Annotated in this window: 14 protein-coding genes; 2 read left to right on the top strand and 12 right to left on the bottom strand. The window is 64.2% G+C overall.

Features of this window, described 5'->3' with window-relative positions:
• Positions 1-883, bottom strand: a protein-coding gene (locus tag AXK60_RS25800; RefSeq protein WP_425315212.1) for an IS5 family transposase whose coding sequence is annotated in 2 segments (ribosomal slippage) — positions 1-453 and positions 455-883 — 882 coding nt annotated over the 2 segments. Because the reading frame shifts where the segments join, the coding sequence is not laid out codon by codon here. This gene is flagged as partial in the annotation.
• A gap of 348 nt (positions 884-1231) precedes the next feature.
• On the opposite strand from AXK60_RS25800, the gene AXK60_RS10400 reads away from it, so the two are divergent.
• Positions 1232-2392 (top strand): cutinase family protein, encoded by a 1161-nt coding sequence (locus tag AXK60_RS10400; RefSeq protein WP_068571069.1) that lies wholly within the window; start codon positions 1232-1234, stop codon positions 2390-2392.
• Between the two features lie 120 nt (positions 2393-2512).
• On the opposite strand, the gene nicT is transcribed toward AXK60_RS10400, so the two are convergent.
• From nicT to AXK60_RS10360, 8 genes are read right to left on the bottom strand one after another with little or no spacing between them, the layout of a single operon-like run.
• The gene (nicT, locus tag AXK60_RS10395; RefSeq protein ID WP_068571081.1) at positions 2513-3658 is read right to left on the bottom strand and encodes a Nickel transporter NicT; all 1146 of its coding nucleotides are present in this window, start codon (positions 3656-3658) and stop codon (positions 2513-2515) included.
• 11 nt (positions 3659-3669) lie between these two features.
• Positions 3670-4506, bottom strand: coding sequence for an urease accessory protein UreD (locus AXK60_RS10390; RefSeq protein ID WP_068571068.1), 837 nt, complete (start codon positions 4504-4506; stop codon positions 3670-3672).
• Positions 4503-5114, bottom strand: coding sequence for an urease accessory protein UreG (ureG, locus tag AXK60_RS10385; RefSeq protein WP_068571067.1), 612 nt, complete (start codon positions 5112-5114; stop codon positions 4503-4505). Before ureG ends, AXK60_RS10390 begins: the two co-directional genes overlap by 4 nt.
• 12 nt (positions 5115-5126) lie before the next feature.
• Positions 5127-5822, bottom strand: a complete 696-nt coding sequence (locus AXK60_RS10380; RefSeq protein WP_068571066.1) for an urease accessory protein UreF — start codon at positions 5820-5822, stop codon at positions 5127-5129.
• Complete coding sequence (gene ureE / locus AXK60_RS10375; protein ID WP_068571065.1) at positions 5819-6304, bottom strand: urease accessory protein UreE; 486 nt, start codon at positions 6302-6304, stop codon at positions 5819-5821. The genes AXK60_RS10380 and ureE overlap by 4 nt, the downstream gene beginning before the upstream one ends.
• Positions 6305-6314: 10 nt before the next feature.
• Positions 6315-8042 (bottom strand): urease subunit alpha, encoded by a 1728-nt coding sequence (gene ureC, locus AXK60_RS10370; protein ID WP_068571064.1) that lies wholly within the window; start codon positions 8040-8042, stop codon positions 6315-6317.
• Positions 8039-8392, bottom strand: a complete 354-nt coding sequence (locus tag AXK60_RS10365) for an urease subunit beta (RefSeq protein ID WP_068571063.1) — start codon at positions 8390-8392, stop codon at positions 8039-8041. The genes ureC and AXK60_RS10365 overlap by 4 nt, the downstream gene beginning before the upstream one ends.
• Before the next feature lie 6 nt (positions 8393-8398).
• Positions 8399-8701, bottom strand: coding sequence for an urease subunit gamma (locus tag AXK60_RS10360; protein ID WP_068571062.1), 303 nt, complete (start codon positions 8699-8701; stop codon positions 8399-8401).
• 166 nt (positions 8702-8867) lie between these two features.
• Between AXK60_RS10360 and AXK60_RS10355 the strand changes: the two genes are divergently transcribed.
• Positions 8868-9527 (top strand): hypothetical protein, encoded by a 660-nt coding sequence (locus tag AXK60_RS10355; RefSeq protein ID WP_068571061.1) that lies wholly within the window; start codon positions 8868-8870, stop codon positions 9525-9527.
• Positions 9528-9616: 89 nt separating this feature from the next.
• Here AXK60_RS10355 and gndA read toward each other — a convergent pair whose 3' ends face one another.
• From gndA to AXK60_RS10345, 3 genes are all read right to left on the bottom strand, one after another.
• The gene (gndA, locus tag AXK60_RS10350; RefSeq protein ID WP_068571060.1) at positions 9617-11059 is read right to left on the bottom strand and encodes an NADP-dependent phosphogluconate dehydrogenase; all 1443 of its coding nucleotides are present in this window, start codon (positions 11057-11059) and stop codon (positions 9617-9619) included.
• A gap of 153 nt (positions 11060-11212) precedes the next feature.
• On the bottom strand, positions 11213-14242 hold the full coding sequence (locus AXK60_RS25795; RefSeq protein WP_082777954.1) for a TrlF family AAA-like ATPase: 3030 nt from the start codon (positions 14240-14242) through the stop codon (positions 11213-11215).
• A gap of 319 nt (positions 14243-14561) precedes the next feature.
• A complete protein-coding gene (locus tag AXK60_RS10345; RefSeq protein ID WP_068571059.1) occupies positions 14562-17648 on the bottom strand; it encodes a DEAD/DEAH box helicase in 3087 nt (1028 codons plus the stop codon).
• Between the last annotated feature and the right edge of the window lie 7 nt (positions 17649-17655).

Raw genomic sequence — 17655 nt, 5'->3', positions numbered from 1 at the left:
GATGGCGAGTTTGTCGTAGCGGGTGGCCAGTCCGCGCCATTGCTTGGTGTCGTTGAATGATCTCTCAACTACGTTGCGGCCCTTGTAGGTATCGGTGTCGAATGTCGGTGGCCGACCACCCGCGGCGCCCTTGCGGCGGCGGGCGTCGATCTCGGTGACCTTCTGCGGAATGACTGCCTTGATACCCCGGCCGGCGAGCATCCGCCGGTTCACGCCACTGGTGTAGGCCCGGTCGGCGACGACCGCGTCCGGGCGAGTGCGGGGACGCCCAGCCCCGCATCTCGGTACCCGAATATCGGCGAGGACCTCGGTGAGCATGGCGCCGTCGTTGCGCTGTCCGCCGGTGACGACCACCGCGAGCGGACGCCCCTGACCGTCGACTGCTGCGTGGATCTTGGTGGTCAGGCCTCCCCGCGAACGGCCGATCCCGTGGCCGGCCGGTTCACGATCACCGCCGAGCGGACTCGCGACGAACCCGGGTGGAGGATTTGTGTAATTCGACCGGGCCCCCTGTGTCCTGATCAGGGCGAACAGTGTTCGTCGCGTGCTGATGCGCACGGTTGATCGTGGCGTCCACCGACACCGCCGTCCAATCGATCTTGCCCGCCGCATCGGCGTCGGCGAGGAGCGCAGCCAGAACCTTGTCCCAGGTTCCGTCCTGGGCGTAACGCCGGTGACGCTTCCAGGCCGTCTTCCACGAACCGAATGCCTCGACCGGCAGATCCCGCCACGGAATCCCGGTTCGATACCGGTAGATGATCGCCTCGACCACTCGCCGGTTGTTCTCGAACCGACGCCCAGGCCGACCAACACTCGAAGGCAACAACGGCTCGATCCGAGCCCACTGCTCATCCGAAATCGCTTCGTACCGAGATGAACTCACGGAACGATTATCCCCGATCAGCAGTCCATGATTGGGAGACACGCCCTAGCCGCGTAAGGTATCACTCTCCGTCGAGCCGATACCGTGGGAGAGACAGAAATCGTTGCTGGACGTCTCCTCCTTGGGGCCGACCACCGCTCGCGCGGCGTCGGCCGGACCTCGATACCGCTCACGCGGTCCACGCCAACTTACGAACTTGCCCGGTCCGTCCGAGACATCCACCGGGCCCCGAGTGTCCGGCACGAGCTACGCGCCCGGCTCCACAATCTCACTGTCCTCCAAACAGAGGATATGCACCGAAATGTCCGTTCAGTATCGTCGTTCCCGTATCCAGGAAAGGAACACGGAGTGAAGCGAACCGTAATTGCCGGCGTTCTGCCGATAGTCGCCAGTTCATTGATTCCGCTGTCGGCACCCGCCGCCCAAGCGGAACCTGCTGGCACCCAGTGCGACAGCGTCCGCATCTTCGGCGCGGCGGGCTCTGGGGAATTGGACGATACTGCGAAGGTCGCACAGCATCGCGGAGTCGGGAAGTACGCGAACACGACCATCGACAACCTCGGCCTCGACATCGATCGAGCCCAGTACAGCGAGAAAGTCTCTCGTGAGCCGATAAGCTACCCCGCACAGGCCATTCCGTCGAAAATCTCTGATATCGAGCTGTTCAAGACATCGGTTCGCACCGGCGCCCAGAACGCGCTGACGCAGGTCAATCAGTACCTGGCGCGATGCGGATCCAGCGCGAAAGTCGTACTCGTTGGGTACTCGCAGGGTGCGATGGCGATGCACGCGGTGTTGAGCCAGATTGGCCGTGACCCAAGGATCCTCGCCGCAGTCCTCGTCGCCGACGGCACCAGGAACAACCCCGATACGACACGCAATTACGGTACCGCGCGTCAAGGCGGCGGGAACGGCGCCGGCATCGGCCCTACACTCGGCGCCTTCTACCTCCCGAAGTTGCCGGGCAATGTGGGCTCGAAGACCATCAGCGTGTGCAACTCGAAAGACCCGGTTTGCGACACAGTGTCAGGACCGGAGACGTTGAAGCGCGTGATCGCCGACAAGGACGTTCACGACACCTACTCCGCAGCGACGTGGCGTCGACCGTTGTTCGACCTTGTCTCCCCGCATCTTTCCAAGCGGACCGAGCCCAAACCCGCGGAGAGCACTTCGGTGCCCGGTAGATTCGCCGCCTATACGGGGACCTGGGTCGGCCGAATCAAGCAGCCCGGCAGCCGGACCAGTTCATACGCCACCGAACTGAAATTGCGAGAGTCGAACGGCACACTCGTCGGAACCGTCGCCTACCCCGAGCTGCGATGCTCCGGGGTCATCAGCGACGGAGTCATCAGAGACGGCGCGCTATATGTTCAGGAGACGATCACCAGCGGCCGCGAGAATTGCGTGCCGATCGTGACGATCGAGCTCAGAAGCGTCGTCGGCCAACTCACGTACGACGTTCACACAGGGTCGACTCACGCGACCGGGGCACTGCTCAAGGTCAGCTGACAGTGATCCATCGCCCGATGCGCCGGGCGCATCCCTCTCACCGCAGTTCGTACTCATGAAATGCGGGAACGGGGATGCGCCCGGCGCATCGGATTCGATTGCCCGTCTTCATCGATACTCTCAGCACCGCCGAGTGCCCTGTGACGTCCACCGGTCCTCGATCCGCCCGTACCGCCAGATCAGGAGCGCCGCGGCCCACACCGCGACGAACAGGCCCACGATGAGGAAGCCCGCGTAGTCCAGGTCGATCGACGCCACCCAGGCGAGTGGCCCCGAGTCCACGTGCGTCCGCTCGGCGAGCACGCCGAGCAGTTCGACGGTGCCGATCGCCAGCGCGACGGCGACCGAGAGCGACGTGATCGTGATGTTGTAGTAGACCTTCCGCACCGGCTTCGCGAAGGCCCAACCGTAGGCGGCGTTCATGAAGACGCCGTCGATGGTGTCCAACAGCGACATCCCCGCGGCGAAGAGCACCGGCAGCACGAGGATGCAGTAGAAGGGCAGCGTGAAGGCGGCCATGCCGCCGGCGAGCACGAGCAGGCCCACCTCGGTGGCGGTGTCGAAGCCGAGGCCGAAGAGGACGCCGATCGGGTAGATGTGCCAGGGCTTGCGGACGGATCCGGACACCCCGCGCAGCAGCCGGCTCATGAGTCCGCGCCGGTTCAGCCGGTCCTCGAGCTCCGCCTCGTCGTAGCGGCCGGACCGCATGTCGCGGAACACCCTCACGATGCCGACGAGCACCACCAGGTTGACGATGCCGAGGATCCAGAGGAAGACCCCGGACACCGACGTGCCGATGAGGCCGAGCACGGTCTGCATGGTCGATTTCTCGTCCTCCACCGGGCCGACGAGCGCGCGCACGCCGAGTGCCAGCAGCGCGGACAGCCCGAAGACCACCGTCGAGTGCCCCAGCGAGAACCAGAAGCCCACGGACAACGGCCGTCTCGGATTCCGCTCCCCTGCGGCGATCCGCGTCTCCCGATCGGCGAGGAGCTTGCGGGTGGTGTTGTCGATCGCGGCGATGTGGTCGGCGTCGAACGCGTGGCGGAGGCCGAAGGTGTAGGCCAGGAGACCGATCCCGATCGTGAACTCGCCGCCGCCGCCGATCCGGTAATGGCCGGGCGCGATCAGCAGCACCAGGGCTCCGAAGCCCACGACATGGAGGGCCACCACCGCGGCGGTCATGCCGGACAGCGACCGTCGATCGCCGGCCCCGAGGGCGGCCCACGCCGTGCGCACGCGGTGCGCGGTGCTCGTGTTCGTCACGGATTCCACCTTCAGTACTTTCGCAGGTTCAGGGGCGCCTGTCCGGTCCATCGGGACCGCAGCAGCGCGATGACGGTGTCGAAGAGCCGCGCGAGCTCGGCGGTGTCGTCACCGAGGCAGCGCAGCACGAACCCCGGTCCGGCGAGCGCGGTGAGTCCGCTGCGCACCGCACCCTCGGCCTCTGTGAGCGCGTGCACGTCGTCGAGCAGGGTCTCGTCGACGCGCGGATCCACCGCGGTGAGCGACCCGACGTGCGTTCGGCCGTCGAGGAATCCGACCCCGGACGGGTCCGCGCTGCCCGGCTCGATGAGCAGGTTGTCCACCGCGAGCAGCCTGCCACCGCGGTGGATCTCGGTGCGCATGCGCAGTTCGCCGTAGCGGAACCGCGCACCGTCGGGCGACCATCCGGGGGTGACGATCTCGGCGAGGACGAGCGACGCGGACTCGTCGAGCTCGACGGTGCAGGTCTGCCGGTAGGTGGCCTCGCGGTAGAGGATCAGCGCGTCCGGCACGTACTCGAGCACGCTGTCCGGGCCCAGCCGGATCCGCATGTGCTGGGCCGCGGCGCCGTCGGGCGTGCGGTAGACCTTCGTCGCCGACTGCGTGGTGACCACGACGCGGGCGCCGGCCTCGAGGTCGATGTCGATCGCGTAGGTGTCGCCGCGCAGGCAACCGCCGCCGGGGTTCACCACGTGGTAGGTGACCTGCCCGGAGTCGTCGAGGTACAGGGGACGCAGGGTCTGCAGGGTGCCCCCGTGCCGCTGCCGGACGGCGACGGTGCGCGGCCCCCGCGGCGCGAGGGTCAGGACCAGTTCGCCGGTGAGGGCCTGCGCGGGAGCACCGTTCATGCGAGGTCGAGCATGAGGACGTCGCGGCGGATCCAGTCCAGCACGCCGTCCAGTCCCTCGTCCGTCTTGAGGTTGGTCATGCAGAACGGACGGTCGCCGCGGAAGACCTTGGAGTCGGCGGCCATGACGGCGAGATCCGCGCCGACATGGGGCGCGAGGTCGGTCTTGTTGATCACGAACAGGTCCGACTTGATCATGCCCTGCCCGGCCTTGCGCGGGATCTCCTCGCCCTGCGCCACGTCGATGAGGTAGATCGAGAAGTCCACGAGCTCGGGGCTGAAGGTGGCGGAGAGGTTGTCGCCGCCGCTTTCGATGAACACGATCTGCAGGTCGGGGTGCTCCCGCACCAGCTTCGCGACCGCGGCCTCGTTCATCGAGGTGTCCTCCCGGATCGCGGTGTGCGGGCAGCCGCCCGTCTCGATGCCGACGATGCGGTCGCCGGGCAGAACGCTGTTGCGCGCCAGGATCTTCGCGTCCTCCGTCGTGTAGATGTCGTTGGTGATCGCCGCCATCGACACCGCGCCGTCGAGGTGGCGGGTGATGCGCTCGACCAGCTGTGTCTTGCCCGCCCCGACAGGGCCGCCGACACCGATCCGGATCGTCGTCATGTCGAATTCCTCCTAGCTCATGAACATCCGCGCCCGCTGACGCCGATGCCGCATCTGGGCGATCTCGAGCCCGGGCGGTGTCGCGCCCAGGTCGTCTTCGGTCAGGGTCATGACGGTGGCGACCGCGTCGGCCACCACGTCGTGCATCCCGCGCTGCACCCTCTGGCCCGCTGTCTGACCGATCGGGATGGCACGCACCGCGTTCTGGGTCAACGAGGTGACGGCCGCGAACAGATGCGCCTCGATCGCGGTCGTCACGGGCGCGTCGACCGCGTGCGCGAGCAACGCGAACGCCACCGCGGGGTGCCCGTGGCAGCGGCCGGCGTCCAGCTCGACGAGGTAGTCGACGAGGAACGACTCGGGGGCCACGACGGTGCCGACCTCGGCGGTGCGCCGGCCGATCGTGGCCGCCGCGGCGCGGACCTGCTCCGGCAGCGTCAGCGCCGCGAGGAGCCGATCGAGCCGCCAGACGCCGTCGAGATCGCCGAGGTGCAGGGCCTCGTACCCGAACCGGATCGCGGCACCGTCGGCGTACGCGAGCTGCCGGGAGACGTACGCGCGCAACCACGCCGCGAAACTCGCCTCGTCGACGATCGTTCCGTCGGCGAGGTACGCCTCCATCCCGAAGGAGTGGCTGAACGCGCCCGTCGGCAGGGCGGAGTCGCTGAGCTGCAGCAGCGGCAGGAGATAGCTCGGGGCGGCCGTCAATGCGTGTGCTCCGCGTGCCGGAACGGCGTGGGGAGCACCCGGTGCTGGCGGGTGAACGGCACGCCGTGGTGCGCGAGGTAGTCCTCGACGGTGTGGTCGTACTGGACCACCATCACCTCGGCGCCGTACTCGGAGTCGGCGTCGAAGAACAGGGCCTGCAGGTGCCGGTTGCCGAGTCCGTGTGCGGTGCGGCCCATCTCGGTGACGGTGCGCGGCGCGATCACCAGGACGTCGGTGGAGAGCACCCGCACCGCGATGATGTTCGCGGCGTCGCGGTGCAGGATGTCGCCGTCGCGCAGGTCGCCGTCAGGTCCGGCGGGCGCGGACAGTCGCAGCCCGATCTCCCGGTCGTGGTCGGTGCGCACGCGCTGGATCCGCTTGACCAGGTCCGCGCCGGCGAGCGGCACCCGCTCGACGTGCACGCCGTCGAGGTCGGACGGTGCCAGGTCGGCGAGGTTCCCGGTGATGGTCTCGATGATCACGTTCCACCTCTCAGAACAGGAAGTAGCGCTGTGTCATGGGCAGGGACGACGAGGGCTCGGACCGGACGGGGGCACCGTCGACGGTGACGACGTAGGTCTCGGGATCGACGGTGATGTCGGGCGTGGCGCCGTTGTGCGGCAGGTCCTGCTTGCGCAACGTGCGGATCCCACGGACCGGCAGGGTGCGCTTGCGGAGCCCGAGCTCCGCGGCCACCCCGGATTCCGCAGCGGCGGTGGAGAGGAAGGTGATCGCGGCGTCGTGCACCGCGGAGCCCATCGATCCGAACTGGGGGCGCATGGTGCGCGGTTGCGGCGTGGGGATCGAGGCGTTGGCGTCGCCCATGAGGGCGGTGGCGATCTGGCCGCCCTTGAGCACCAGGTCGGGTTTGACCCCGAAGAAGGCGGGATTCCACAGCACGAGGTCGGCGAACTTGCCCTCCTCGATACTGCCCACGTACTCGGCGATGCCCTGCGCGAGTGCCGGATTGATCGTGTACTTCGCAACGTACCGTTTGATCCGCGCGTTGTCGCCGCCGTCGGGATCGCCGTCGAGCGGGCCGCGCTGGCGCTTCATCGAGTCGGCGAGCTGCCAGGTGCGGGTGATCACCTCGCCCACGCGACCCATGGCCTGCGAGTCGGAGGAGGTGATGGAGATGACGCCCATGTCGTGCAGCACCCCCTCGGCCGCAATGGTTTCGGGGCGGATGCGGGAGTCGGCGAACGCGAGGTCCTCGGGGATGTCGGGGTTGAGGTGGTGGCACACCATGAGCATGTCGAGGTGCTCGACGATGGTGTTCTGCGTGAACGGGAGGGTCGGATTGGTCGACGCGGGAAGCACGTTCGGGTGCCCCGCGATCGCGATGATGTCGGGCGCGTGGCCGCCGCCCGCACCTTCGGTGTGGAAGGTGTGGATCACGCGGCCGTCGATCGCGGCGACCGTGTCCTCGAGGAAGCCGCACTCGTTGAGGGTGTCCGTGTGGATCGCGACTTGTACGTCGTACTCGTCGGCGACCGTCAGCGAGTTGTCGATCGAGGCGGTCGTCGAGCCCCAGTCCTCGTGCACCTTGAGGCCGATGGCACCGGCCCGGATCTGTTCGGCGAGCGGCTCGGTCGCGCCCGCATGCCCCTTGCCGAGGAGCCCGATGTTCATGGGGACGTCGTCGAGGGCCTGCAGCATGCGCGCGATGTGCCAGGGCCCGGGCGTCACGGTGGTGGCGTTGGTCCCCGCGGCAGGGCCGGTGCCGCCGCCGATCATGGTGGTGACGCCGGAGTTGAGGGCGGTGTCGATCTGCTGGGCGCTGATGAAGTGGATGTGCGTGTCGATGCCTCCGGCGGTGAGGATGCGCCCCTCCCCCGCGATGATCTCGGTCGCGGCGCCGATGGTGATGCTCACCCCGTCGGAGATCTGCGGGTTGCCGGCCTTGCCGATCGCCAGGATGTGCCCGTCACGCAGCGCGACATCGGCTTTGACGATGCCCGTGTGGTCGATGATCAGCGCGTTGGTGATGACGGTGTCGGGGATCGGGCCGGTGGCCGTCGAGCCCTCCCGGGTGAGCACGCCGTTCTCGCCCATGCCGTCGCGGATCACCTTGCCGCCGCCGAAGACGACCTCCTCCCCGTACACGGTGAGGTCGCGCTCGACGACCGCGAACAGCTCGGTGTCGGCGAGGCGGACGGCGTCGCCGACCGTCGGGCCGTAGAGGTCGGAGTACTCCCGCCGGCTCAGGTCGAAGCTCATCGCGCTCCCCCGTCCCCGGGCGCGGCGGGCGTACCGTCGGACGTCTCGAGCGGGCCGTTGACGCGGTTGGCGAGCCCGTGGACCTCGCGCGTCCCCGCGAGGGCGACCAGGCGCACCGTCTTACCGTCGCCCGGTTCGAACCGCACGGCGGTCCCGGAGGGGATGTCCAGACGGTGCCCGTACGCCGCGGCACGGTCGAAGTCCAGGGCCGCGTTCGCCTCGGCGAAGTGGAAGTGCGAGCCGACCTGGATCGGGCGGTCGCCGGTGTTGACGACGCGGACGGTGCGCGTGGGCCGGCCGACGTTGCCGGTGATCGGCGCGGCGGCGAGGCGGAGTTCTCCGGGGATCATGCGGGCCTACCGGATCGGGTGGTGGACGGTGACGAGCTTGGTGCCGTCGGGGAAGGTCGCCTCGACCTGGACGTCGTGGATCATCTCGGCGACGCCCTCCATGACGTCGTCGCGGGACAGGACGGTGGCGCCGTACGCCATGAGGTCGGCGACGCTCCGACCGTCGCGGGCGCCCTCGACGAGCTCGTACGTGATGATCGCGACGGCCTCGGGATAGTTCAGCTTCAGCCCACGCGCTTGGCGCCGTCGCGCCAGGTCCGCGGCGACCACTATGAGCAGTTTGTCCTGCTCTCGGGGCAAGAGGTGCATGAGAATTCACTCAAATCCTTTGCCCCCGTGGCAGTCAAGCCAGATCGTTAGGCGCAACAACGTCGAAACACGAAGTTAACCTCGCGCCGACGCTGCGCCCCGCGGCGACCTAGTCTGGAAGGTACGGAGGCATCCGCTCGACCGGCACGAGACGAGGTGATCGGCGATGGACAGGAACATCGCTCGCGGCGAGAACAGTGCCATGACCTATCGGCGCCTGCGCGTGCTCATCGGCTGGATCGGCTTGAGCCTGCCGGTCGTCCTGCTCGCGGCGGGCATCGTCGACGGGCACGTGCAACAGTCGCTCAGCGCGTACTACTACACCGCCGTCGGGCCGTACTTCACCGGCGCGGTGTGCGTGATCGGGGTGTTCCTGCTGGCGTACCGGTTCGGCGACGCGGCGGTGGAGAACCTGCTCACCAGCATCGCCGGGATCGCGGCGCTCGGCGTCGCGTTCTTCCACGCGGCCCCGACGAACCCGAGTACCACGCAGAACGTGCTGGCCGCGATCCACCTGACCTGTGCGGGTGTGCTGTTCACGCTCCTCGGTGCCATCGCCGTGTTCCTGTTCCCCAGCGACGTCCCGCCCGCGCAGGCGTGGCAGGCCCGCACGTACCGGGCGCTCGGGGTGACGATCTGGGCGGCGATCGTGGCGATGGTCGCGCTGAACGCCCTGGTGCCGGAGTTCTACCGGAGCACGCACCTGTTCTTCTGGCTGGAGTCGGTGTGCGTCATCGCCTTCTCCGTGAGCTTCATCCTCAAGGGCAGGCTGCGCTGCAGCGGGGCGACACCGTCGACCGAACGGCGCGAGGCAGCGCCGGCGTAGCTCCGGGCCAGCCGAGATGACCGGGGCCCTGCAAAAGCGACGGTGACCGCGGCGCGCAGCCACGGTCACCGTCGGGGATGTTGCCGGACTCAGTCCGTCTGGACCTCGCTGCGGTCGCCCGACCACAGGGTGTGGAAGACGCCCGGCTTGTCGACGCGCTTGTAGGTGTGCGCGCCGAAGAAGTCGCGCTGGCCCTGGACCAGAGCGGCCGGCAGACGATCGACGTTGAGCGAGTCGAAGTAACTCAGCGCCGTCGCGAAGCCCGGCACCGGCACGCCCGCCTGGGTCGCCGTCACGACGACGCGCCGCCACGCGTCCTGGCCGTCGCGGATCGCCTGCGCGAAGTACGGGGCCTCGAGCAGGGTCGCGAGGTTCGGGTTGGTCTCGTAGGCGTCCGCGAGCACGTTGAGGAACTGCGCGCGGATGATGCAGCCGCCGCGCCAGATCTTGGCGACCGCGCCCTTATCGATGTTCCAGCCGTACTTCTCGGCGCCGGCGATGATCGCGTCGAAGCCCTGGGCGTAGGCCACGATCTTGGAGGCGTAAAGGGCCTTGGCCACGTCGTCGACGAAGCTGTCGTCCACCGACGGTGCCGCCGGGCGCGGGATGTCCAGCGCGCGGACGGCGTCGCGCTGGTTGCGCTTCGAGGAGACTGCGCGGCCGAAGACGGCCTCGGCGACGCCGCCGACCGGCACGCCCAGGTCCAGGGCCGTCTGCACGGTCCAGACGCCGGTGCCCTTGCTGCCGGCCTGGTCGGTGACGATGTCGACGAAGGGCTTGCCCGTCTCGGCGTCGACGTGCTTGAGGATGTCGATGGTGATCTCGATGAGGTAGCTGTTGAGCGGCCCCTCGTTCCAGGTCTTGAAGATGTCCGAGATCGCCGCCGGCGAGTGGCCCGCGACGTTGCGCAGCAGGTCGTACGCCTCGCCGATGAGCTCCATGTCGGCGTACTCGATGCCGTTATGGATCATCTTGACGAAGTGTCCGGCGCCGTCGGTGCCCACGTGCGTCACGCAGGCCTCCCCCTCGGCGACCGCCGCGATCGACGCGAGGATCGGGCCGAGGGTCTCGTAGGACTCCGGGGTGCCCCCGGGCATGATCGACGGGCCCTTGAGCGCGCCCTCCTCGCCGCCGGAGATGCCGGCGCCGACGAAGTGAATGCCCGTCGGCGCGATCTTCGCCTCACGGGCGATGGTGTCGTGGAAGTTCGCGTTGCCGCCGTCGACGATGATGTCGCCCGGCTCGAACCGCTCCTTGAGCTGCTCGATCACCGCGTCCGTACCCGCGCCGGCCTGGACCATGATGATCGCGGTGCGCGGCTTGGCGAGGCTGGCGACGAACTCGTCGATGGTGTCGCTGGCGACGAAGTTCGCCTCGGGGTGGTTCTTGGCGACCTCGTGCGTCTTCTCCGGCGAGCGGTTGTAGATCGCGACGGTGTTGCCCTCACGGGACGCCAGGTTGCGGGCCAGGTTGGAGCCCATCACCGCCATCCCCACCACTCCGATGTTCGCCTTGGCGTCGTTGCTGCTCATCGCTCGTTCGTCCCTCTTCCTGGTGCCGGTCCACACTCGGCCCCTACGTTACGTCCCCATGCCCGACGGTGCCCCCACCTCACCCTCACAAGGCCGATTCCAAAGCGTCGCCGGTCCGGAGGCCCCAACGCGTCAAATCTAAACATTAACGTTTTACGTCCGCAATTCAGGAAAAGCTTCGTACTTGTGACGCCTATTATCGAACGCGGGCTTCGTCCCCTCTAGAACGTCTAGAGCAAACTGCGCAACATCCAGCTCTGCAATACTCCCACTACTAATGGTGAAACAATTATCAACCATTTGGCAATGCACAATCTGGTCAGCATCGCCAACAACTGCAAGATTCGCGTTGTGGGTAACAACAATCGTTTGCCTCCGACCGACAGCCTCATGGATAGCCGGGACCAGTTTCGAAGCAATAGTCTCGTTGTCAAGATTTTCTTCAGGCTGATCTAGAAGAAGCGGTGTTGTACGGCGATCAACAACAAGATAGAACAATGCAAGTACCAGTCCGCGCTGCCCGGGCGATAACTGCGACAGCGGAAGCCCCTCGCCAGTGAGGCCAAACCGAACTTCAAGCCATGAAAGATCCAAGATATCGAAAAGAAAATCTTCCACGCTTGTATTGCTCCGCAGCGCTGTCGCTGGATTTCGAGTCGACTCTTTCAGGTCACCTCGTTCGTGTTCTAGACGATCGATCGACTCCTCCAACTGCGGACCGATTTGACCCCAGCTCGTATCCTCAATCCTTGCAGGAAGTTCCGCGAGCCAGTCAGAATAGTCGCCATTCCGCCGACCATCAAGACCTATGGAAACGTCTCGCCAAGTTGGCAGCACTCGGAGTTCAGCATTGAACTCAAGCCCAGCATTCCGCACAACCTCGGATTCCGCAATAAACTTGGAAGCGGGGGCGTACAACCCCTCGACAGCACCGAGTTGAGCACGTAGCTCGCGGTGAATCAGACCAGCATTCTCAATAAGCTTGCCTCGAATTCGATCAATTTCGTCAGGTGCTTGGGCAACTCGATTCCGGAGGTGCTTGATACCCTCCAACGAGTCACCATCCCCCTGCTCCCCAACAAGGGTCGCCACTCGCTCCTCACACTGGTTCACCCGCCTGCGGGCACGTTCCCGCGCACTGTCCATAGATGCAAGCTCTTCTGAGTTCGATTGGCGCAGGGCGTCCTGTACCTCCAACTCGGATTCAATCAATTCACTACGCTTCCTCATTGCAAGTAATTCAGCTTCCACAGACAAGCGCCAGCTATCGTAATGCCCGGTATTCACCGTAGCCACTACGAGTGGAGTATTCGACCCCGACATCAACTCGGCTGCTCGAGCATTTAGCTCAACGGTATCTGCGAGTAGTATCGACGCCCTCTGAAACACCAGATCCATCTCAGATAGGGAATGCTGCGCATCAGCTTGGTTGCGCTGGTTCTCGGCCCGCTGCGCTAGTAGCTCACTGCGCGCGCGCTGCAACTCGTCAGACCGGTGCCTTAGCTCGACCAGTTGCCCATCGGCGCTACTTGCCGAATCAACCTGCTCAAACAACCCGCGTTCGATGGCTAGCGCTTCTTTCGCATCATCGACTTCGCGCTCCTTTAAGGCTAGCCGACCCTCAACTTCTTGTAGTTGATGCGCGGCTCGAAATGAGGAAAGTTCAGAGTACGAGCGCGCGAGCGACCGGAGCGCGAGTCGTAGACGTTCAATATTCTCCTCCGAAACTCGCGCCTTTTGCGCGAGAAGATCATCGAAGCTCTTTTCGCCCGCGCGATCAGACTCAGGAATATGAGTAAATAGGACCGCCCTTAGCTCGCGCTCAAACTCATCCTCTTCGCCCGCAATATCGTCGACGTTACAAACTCGCTCGACAAACGCCTGGGGCAGATACTCGATCATCACGGGTGCCGACCTATCGTAATCGTCAGATAATTGCACACCCCGCACTCCACCGGTCTCCCATTCCACCTCGGACCGATATTCTCGGGCACGCTTCAAGCTTGCCGGACTCAGGAATCTGGAGCGGTTTAGAAACGCAAACTCGCTGCTACGTGAGGAGTTTCCAGCGAGGGCGATACAGTCCAACAGAGCAGACTTGCCTTGCCCCTTGTTTCCCACCACCGCTACAAAACCGGAGTTGAGCGGAGTTTCATAGTCGAAAAGCGAATGGTCGTCGCTATTCGAGGTAACCCGAACCTTCGCCATGAACTGTTCTGGCTTCGTGCGAACACGGGATATCGCCGACGGTTCCAATCCGACATACACACGACGATCAAACTCTTCTAACGCGTAAACCAATCCGGCAAATGTGGGAACTGTATTCATCCACGTTTGACACGCCCCGAGACGCATATACTGGTTTGAATCCGAGAAATGGTGAGCGTCACTGCAGTCCAAGAGTCGATAGTTCACATTGCTTGCTCGAAGACTGTCAACATCTCGTTTCCAGCGCGACGCATCTTCGAAGGCCGTAAAAATCAGAGACGCCTGGTTTATTACATTCTTCTTTGCTGCGATTGATTGCCCATTCCATTTTATGTCAGCCCACTCCGCCCTGCCGACTCCAAGCATAGATTTGCCTTTGAAGAAGGGGGTATCAAGTGCAGACAGTACATCATCGAGTGAGGCGTTGAGGTTGTTAAACCCCTCCTCAAGATCGGTTCCGTACTTGCGCTTCTCGCTATCAGGTACCGAGTGCTTGATCTTGTGTCCGAGGTCAGCAAGCGATTCTCGTGTAATGACTCCAGACCAATCGAGTAGTCGATGCTCCGGCGAGAGTTTAACCTTTGGTTGAAGCGCATTAATAAACTGCGCTTCGATAGTGGCCGCATCAAGATCGGGGTCAAATATCACGTGCATGTTAACCCTCGATAGGCGACTATCGGTGCCGCCGAACTGATCCAGCCGCAACTCAACAACTGGAAATATTGCGTCTAGGTTCCCGAGTCTACCGTTGTCACGCTCAGCAACAATACGCTTGTAGCCATCCAAGAACCAATAGTCATTAATTCCAATTACACCAATATCCGGAGGTAGGGATTCAAGATCATCGAGAAATTTCGCCCAGGCCTTGTCGGTGTCGCCACCGTAGCCTTGCACTAGCGACGCTGGTGTGTGTACATGTAAATCCCAGATCCGCCATGAAGTACCACGGGCTTGATTTGCGTTCAGGCTGGCCATACTCATTTCCTCGCATTTACTCGGTCGATGCCCCGACGATGCGAGGCATGGCTCCCCTACCTACGGCGATCGCTCACCTTCGCAACGGTATCGCAAACCAGCCAGCTTCGGAGAGGAATGCAATCCAGGCTTCAAAGCGTATTGCTAGATACTTCAATGGATTGCGAGCAGCAAATATGAGAGGGTCAACAGCGTGTCGCCGCCCACAGATGCACCGTCTCGAATGCGGTCTCGCTACATCTTGTATTGATTCAGAGAGCTTGCGTGCGGCGTTCGCAGCAGCACGTGACGAGAATCAGTTCAGCCCCTTGAAGGATCGTCAAGATATCGCAGCTTGCGCGCCTTGGAGGAACTCAACGGGCATGGGTACGTGCATGGTCCACGAGAACGCTATTGGACGCTCACCACTGTGGTGCCCGTACTTCACCCGACCAAGGAAAACATACGGTTCTGCGCCAAACTCGTACGTTCTGTTCATTCTAACGAACAGCAGAACTCGACTTGTTCCATTAATATAGCGCTGTCCTGTGGCTGAACCGACCGTAGCCCTCGATTGAGACTCCCAGTGAAATTCGCAGCGGCTCACTGGAAAATCGTGGTACATCGTGGTTGGGGAGAACGAGTCCTCCGTCTTCACGAGATTTATGAACAGGGCGTCGATGTTTCGCTCAGGGATCCACTTGACGCCCGCAACGAAGGTGGCTGGACGGTCCGACAGTGATGCCTGGCCAAGGCCGGCGAGGATCTCTTCTCGCGAGTACCGAGCGTGCACACGGAGCGGCAGATCTGCGAGCTCGCCATCAAGTGGATAGGTGACGTGCCGTGAGGCATCCTTCGCGAGATCCATGAGTTCGATGAACTCGCTCGTCGCTGCCGTCTCCCGTCGGAGGGCATCCAAACCTGCGTCGTAGCTGACGAAAGTGGGCTTGCCACCATCCGGCCAGATCGTGAAGAACAGCATCTTCGCAAGCAGTTGATCAGTCTTACTCATGTCGTCGTATCTGGTGTCACTCGCGATGATGCGCTTGTAGCCGCTGACTCGGACTTCGTCGTCGACGTGGGCGAACACCTGGCTGCGACGGAGGAGCTCCGCCTCGCGCGGCCCCGGCGGAAATGCGAGGTCGATTCCCGCCTCACGTCGGAGCGCAGTCCACGAGCGGTCGCCTCTGATGACCGCGGACAAGTCGATGCCGGTGGACTCGAGGAAGCCGCCGAGAGTCCCTTCGCCCGCTGATCGGACTTCGGCGACAAGCTGCGGCCGGCGCAAGTTGAGCTGGCGCTTGATGTTCTCAAGGACGTTCGCCTGGGTCTGGCGATCGAGCTCGATGCGACAACCCGAAGGCAGGTAGGGGAAGTCGTTTTCGACCTCCTTCACCAGCTTGCCGCGCGGAATCCCGGTCAATGCCCGGAGACGCTTGTCCCACCGGAACTCCTCGCGCTGATGCCCCACGAAGTCGAGCACCGTGAGCACTGCCTTGTCCGGCGTGCGACGGAGTCCGCGACCGAGCTGCTGCAGGAAGATCGTCGCGCTCTCAGTCGGGCGGAGCATGAGCACCGTGTCGACTTCCTTGATGTCGAGGCCCTCGTTGAACACATCGACGGAGAAGATCACGTTGACTCGGCGATCACGCAGATCCGACAGAGCCTGCCTTCGTGCGTCGTCACCGGTTTGGCCCGACACCATCACAGACGGGATGCCGGCCTCTGTGAACTTGTCGGCCATGTACCGCGCATGCTCAATCGAAACGCAAAATCCTAGCGCGCGCATCTGCGCTGGGTCCGCGAGCTTGCCCTGGACAGCTTTCAGAACCATCCGAACTCGTGCATCGCTACCTGTGTAGAGCTGCCCGAGTGCCGTCTGGTCGTATTTGCCAGCCTTCCATGCGATCGCGGTGAGATCGGTGCCGTCGGCGATGCCGAAGTAGTGGAATGGGCACAACAGCTCCGCACCGAGCGCGTCCCAGAGGCGCAGCTCCGTAGCGATGCGGCCGTCGAAGTACTTGCGAACGTCTAGGCCGTCAGCGCGCTCAGGCGTGGCGGTCAGGCCGACCAGCTGTGCGGGCGCGAAGTGATCGACGAACCGTCTGTAGGTCGGTGCCGCGCCGTGGTGGAACTCGTCCACGACGATCACCTCAAAGTAGTCCGAACCGAACGTGTCCAGAACGTCCTGCCTGAGCGACTGGACGCTCGCGAAGACATGGTCCCACCGTTGCGGTCGCTGGCCATTGACGAAGAGTTCTCCGAATGCACCGTCACCGAGCACCTCGCGGAACGTCCGCTGTGCCTGCACCAAGATCTCGCGGGTATGCGCGACAAACAACAGACGCGGACGCTTCCCATCGGGCGGCACGAGACGGCGGTAGTCGAGCGCAGCGAGCACGGTCTTGCCGGTTCCCGTCGCCGCGACGACTAGGTTCCGGTGGCGGCCGTGTACCTCGCGCTCAGCCTGCAACTCGTCCAGCATCGTCTGCTGGTACGGATAGGGGCGCACCTCTAGACCCGAGACGTTGATCGTGACGTTTCCAGATGCCGTGCCGCCGGCAGCCTCGCGCAATGCACGATCAAGGCGCTCGCCGTCCCGATCCGGGATGTACTCCTCGAAGCCGGGATCCTCGCTCCAGTATGTCTCGAAGGTTGCACGGAATTTGTTGAGCAGGCTCGGAGTGGCCACCTTCGACAGGCGCACGTTCCACTCGACACCGTCGATCAAAGCGACGTTCGAGAGGTTAGACGAGCCGATATAAGCGGTGTCAAACCCAGAGTCGCGGTGGAACATCCACGCCTTGGCGTGAAGGCGAGTCCGCAGCGCGTCGTATTGGACTCGAACCTCGGCGCCGTACTTTTGTGCGAGCCGATCGAGGGTCTTTCGCTCGGTCGATCCGAGGTAGGTGGTGGTGATGACGCGAAACGGCTTGCCTGCGTCCGCGAGTGCCTGCAGCTCAGACTCGAGCAGGCGGACGCCACTCCACTTGATAAACGCACAGAGCAGGTCGACACGATCTGCCGAAGCAATCTCCGCCTTCAGCTCATGGCCAATCGATGGCTCTCCCCGGCCGCTGTTCGTCAGCAGGGCTACCTCGGAAAGCGGTGTTTCGGGGCGAGTCGAGGTCCGGTCGAGCACTCCGGGTCCGGCCGCTCGGTACAACCGGGCGACCTGTGTGGCGGGATCGAGCACGGGATTCTCTGTCTCACCTGCCATCGCGAGCAGACGATTCGCCAGGTTGATCCGCTCGGACTCGTTCGTCTCCCCCGCGATCGCTCGCTCCACAATGTCTGCGACATGGCGGGCCAGCACGTGAGGCTGATCTGCCTTCTCCACCGCACGGGTATCGCTCTGCAGCCCAGACGCTTTGATCCGATCACGGAACTCCGCAGTGCTGAGCGACTCGTAGATCCCCTCTTCCATGGGCGTC

Origin of the sequence: Tsukamurella pseudospumae (genome assembly GCF_001575195.1) — a bacterium.
Lineage (GTDB): Bacteria > Actinomycetota > Actinomycetes > Mycobacteriales > Mycobacteriaceae > Tsukamurella > Tsukamurella pseudospumae.
The sequence above is the reverse complement of the archived record's forward strand: the minus strand, read 5'-3'. Positions and strand labels throughout refer to the sequence as shown.

Coding starts and splice junctions, on each gene's coding strand:
- gndA (WP_068571060.1), bottom strand. CDS start 11,059: ATGAGCAGCAACGACGCCAAGGCGAACATCGGAGTGGTGGGGATGGCG.
- AXK60_RS10365 (WP_068571063.1), bottom strand. CDS start 8,392: ATGATCCCCGGAGAACTCCGCCTCGCCGCCGCGCCGATCACCGGCAAC.
- AXK60_RS10360 (WP_068571062.1), bottom strand. CDS start 8,701: ATGCACCTCTTGCCCCGAGAGCAGGACAAACTGCTCATAGTGGTCGCC.
- AXK60_RS25795 (WP_082777954.1), bottom strand. CDS start 14,242: ATGGCCAGCCTGAACGCAAATCAAGCCCGTGGTACTTCATGGCGGATC.
- AXK60_RS10355 (WP_068571061.1), top strand. CDS start 8,868: ATGGACAGGAACATCGCTCGCGGCGAGAACAGTGCCATGACCTATCGG.
- AXK60_RS10345 (WP_068571059.1), bottom strand. CDS start 17,648: ATGGAAGAGGGGATCTACGAGTCGCTCAGCACTGCGGAGTTCCGTGAT.
- AXK60_RS10390 (WP_068571068.1), bottom strand. CDS start 4,506: ATGAACGGTGCTCCCGCGCAGGCCCTCACCGGCGAACTGGTCCTGACC.
- ureG (WP_068571067.1), bottom strand. CDS start 5,114: ATGACGACGATCCGGATCGGTGTCGGCGGCCCTGTCGGGGCGGGCAAG.
- ureC (WP_068571064.1), bottom strand. CDS start 8,042: ATGAGCTTCGACCTGAGCCGGCGGGAGTACTCCGACCTCTACGGCCCG.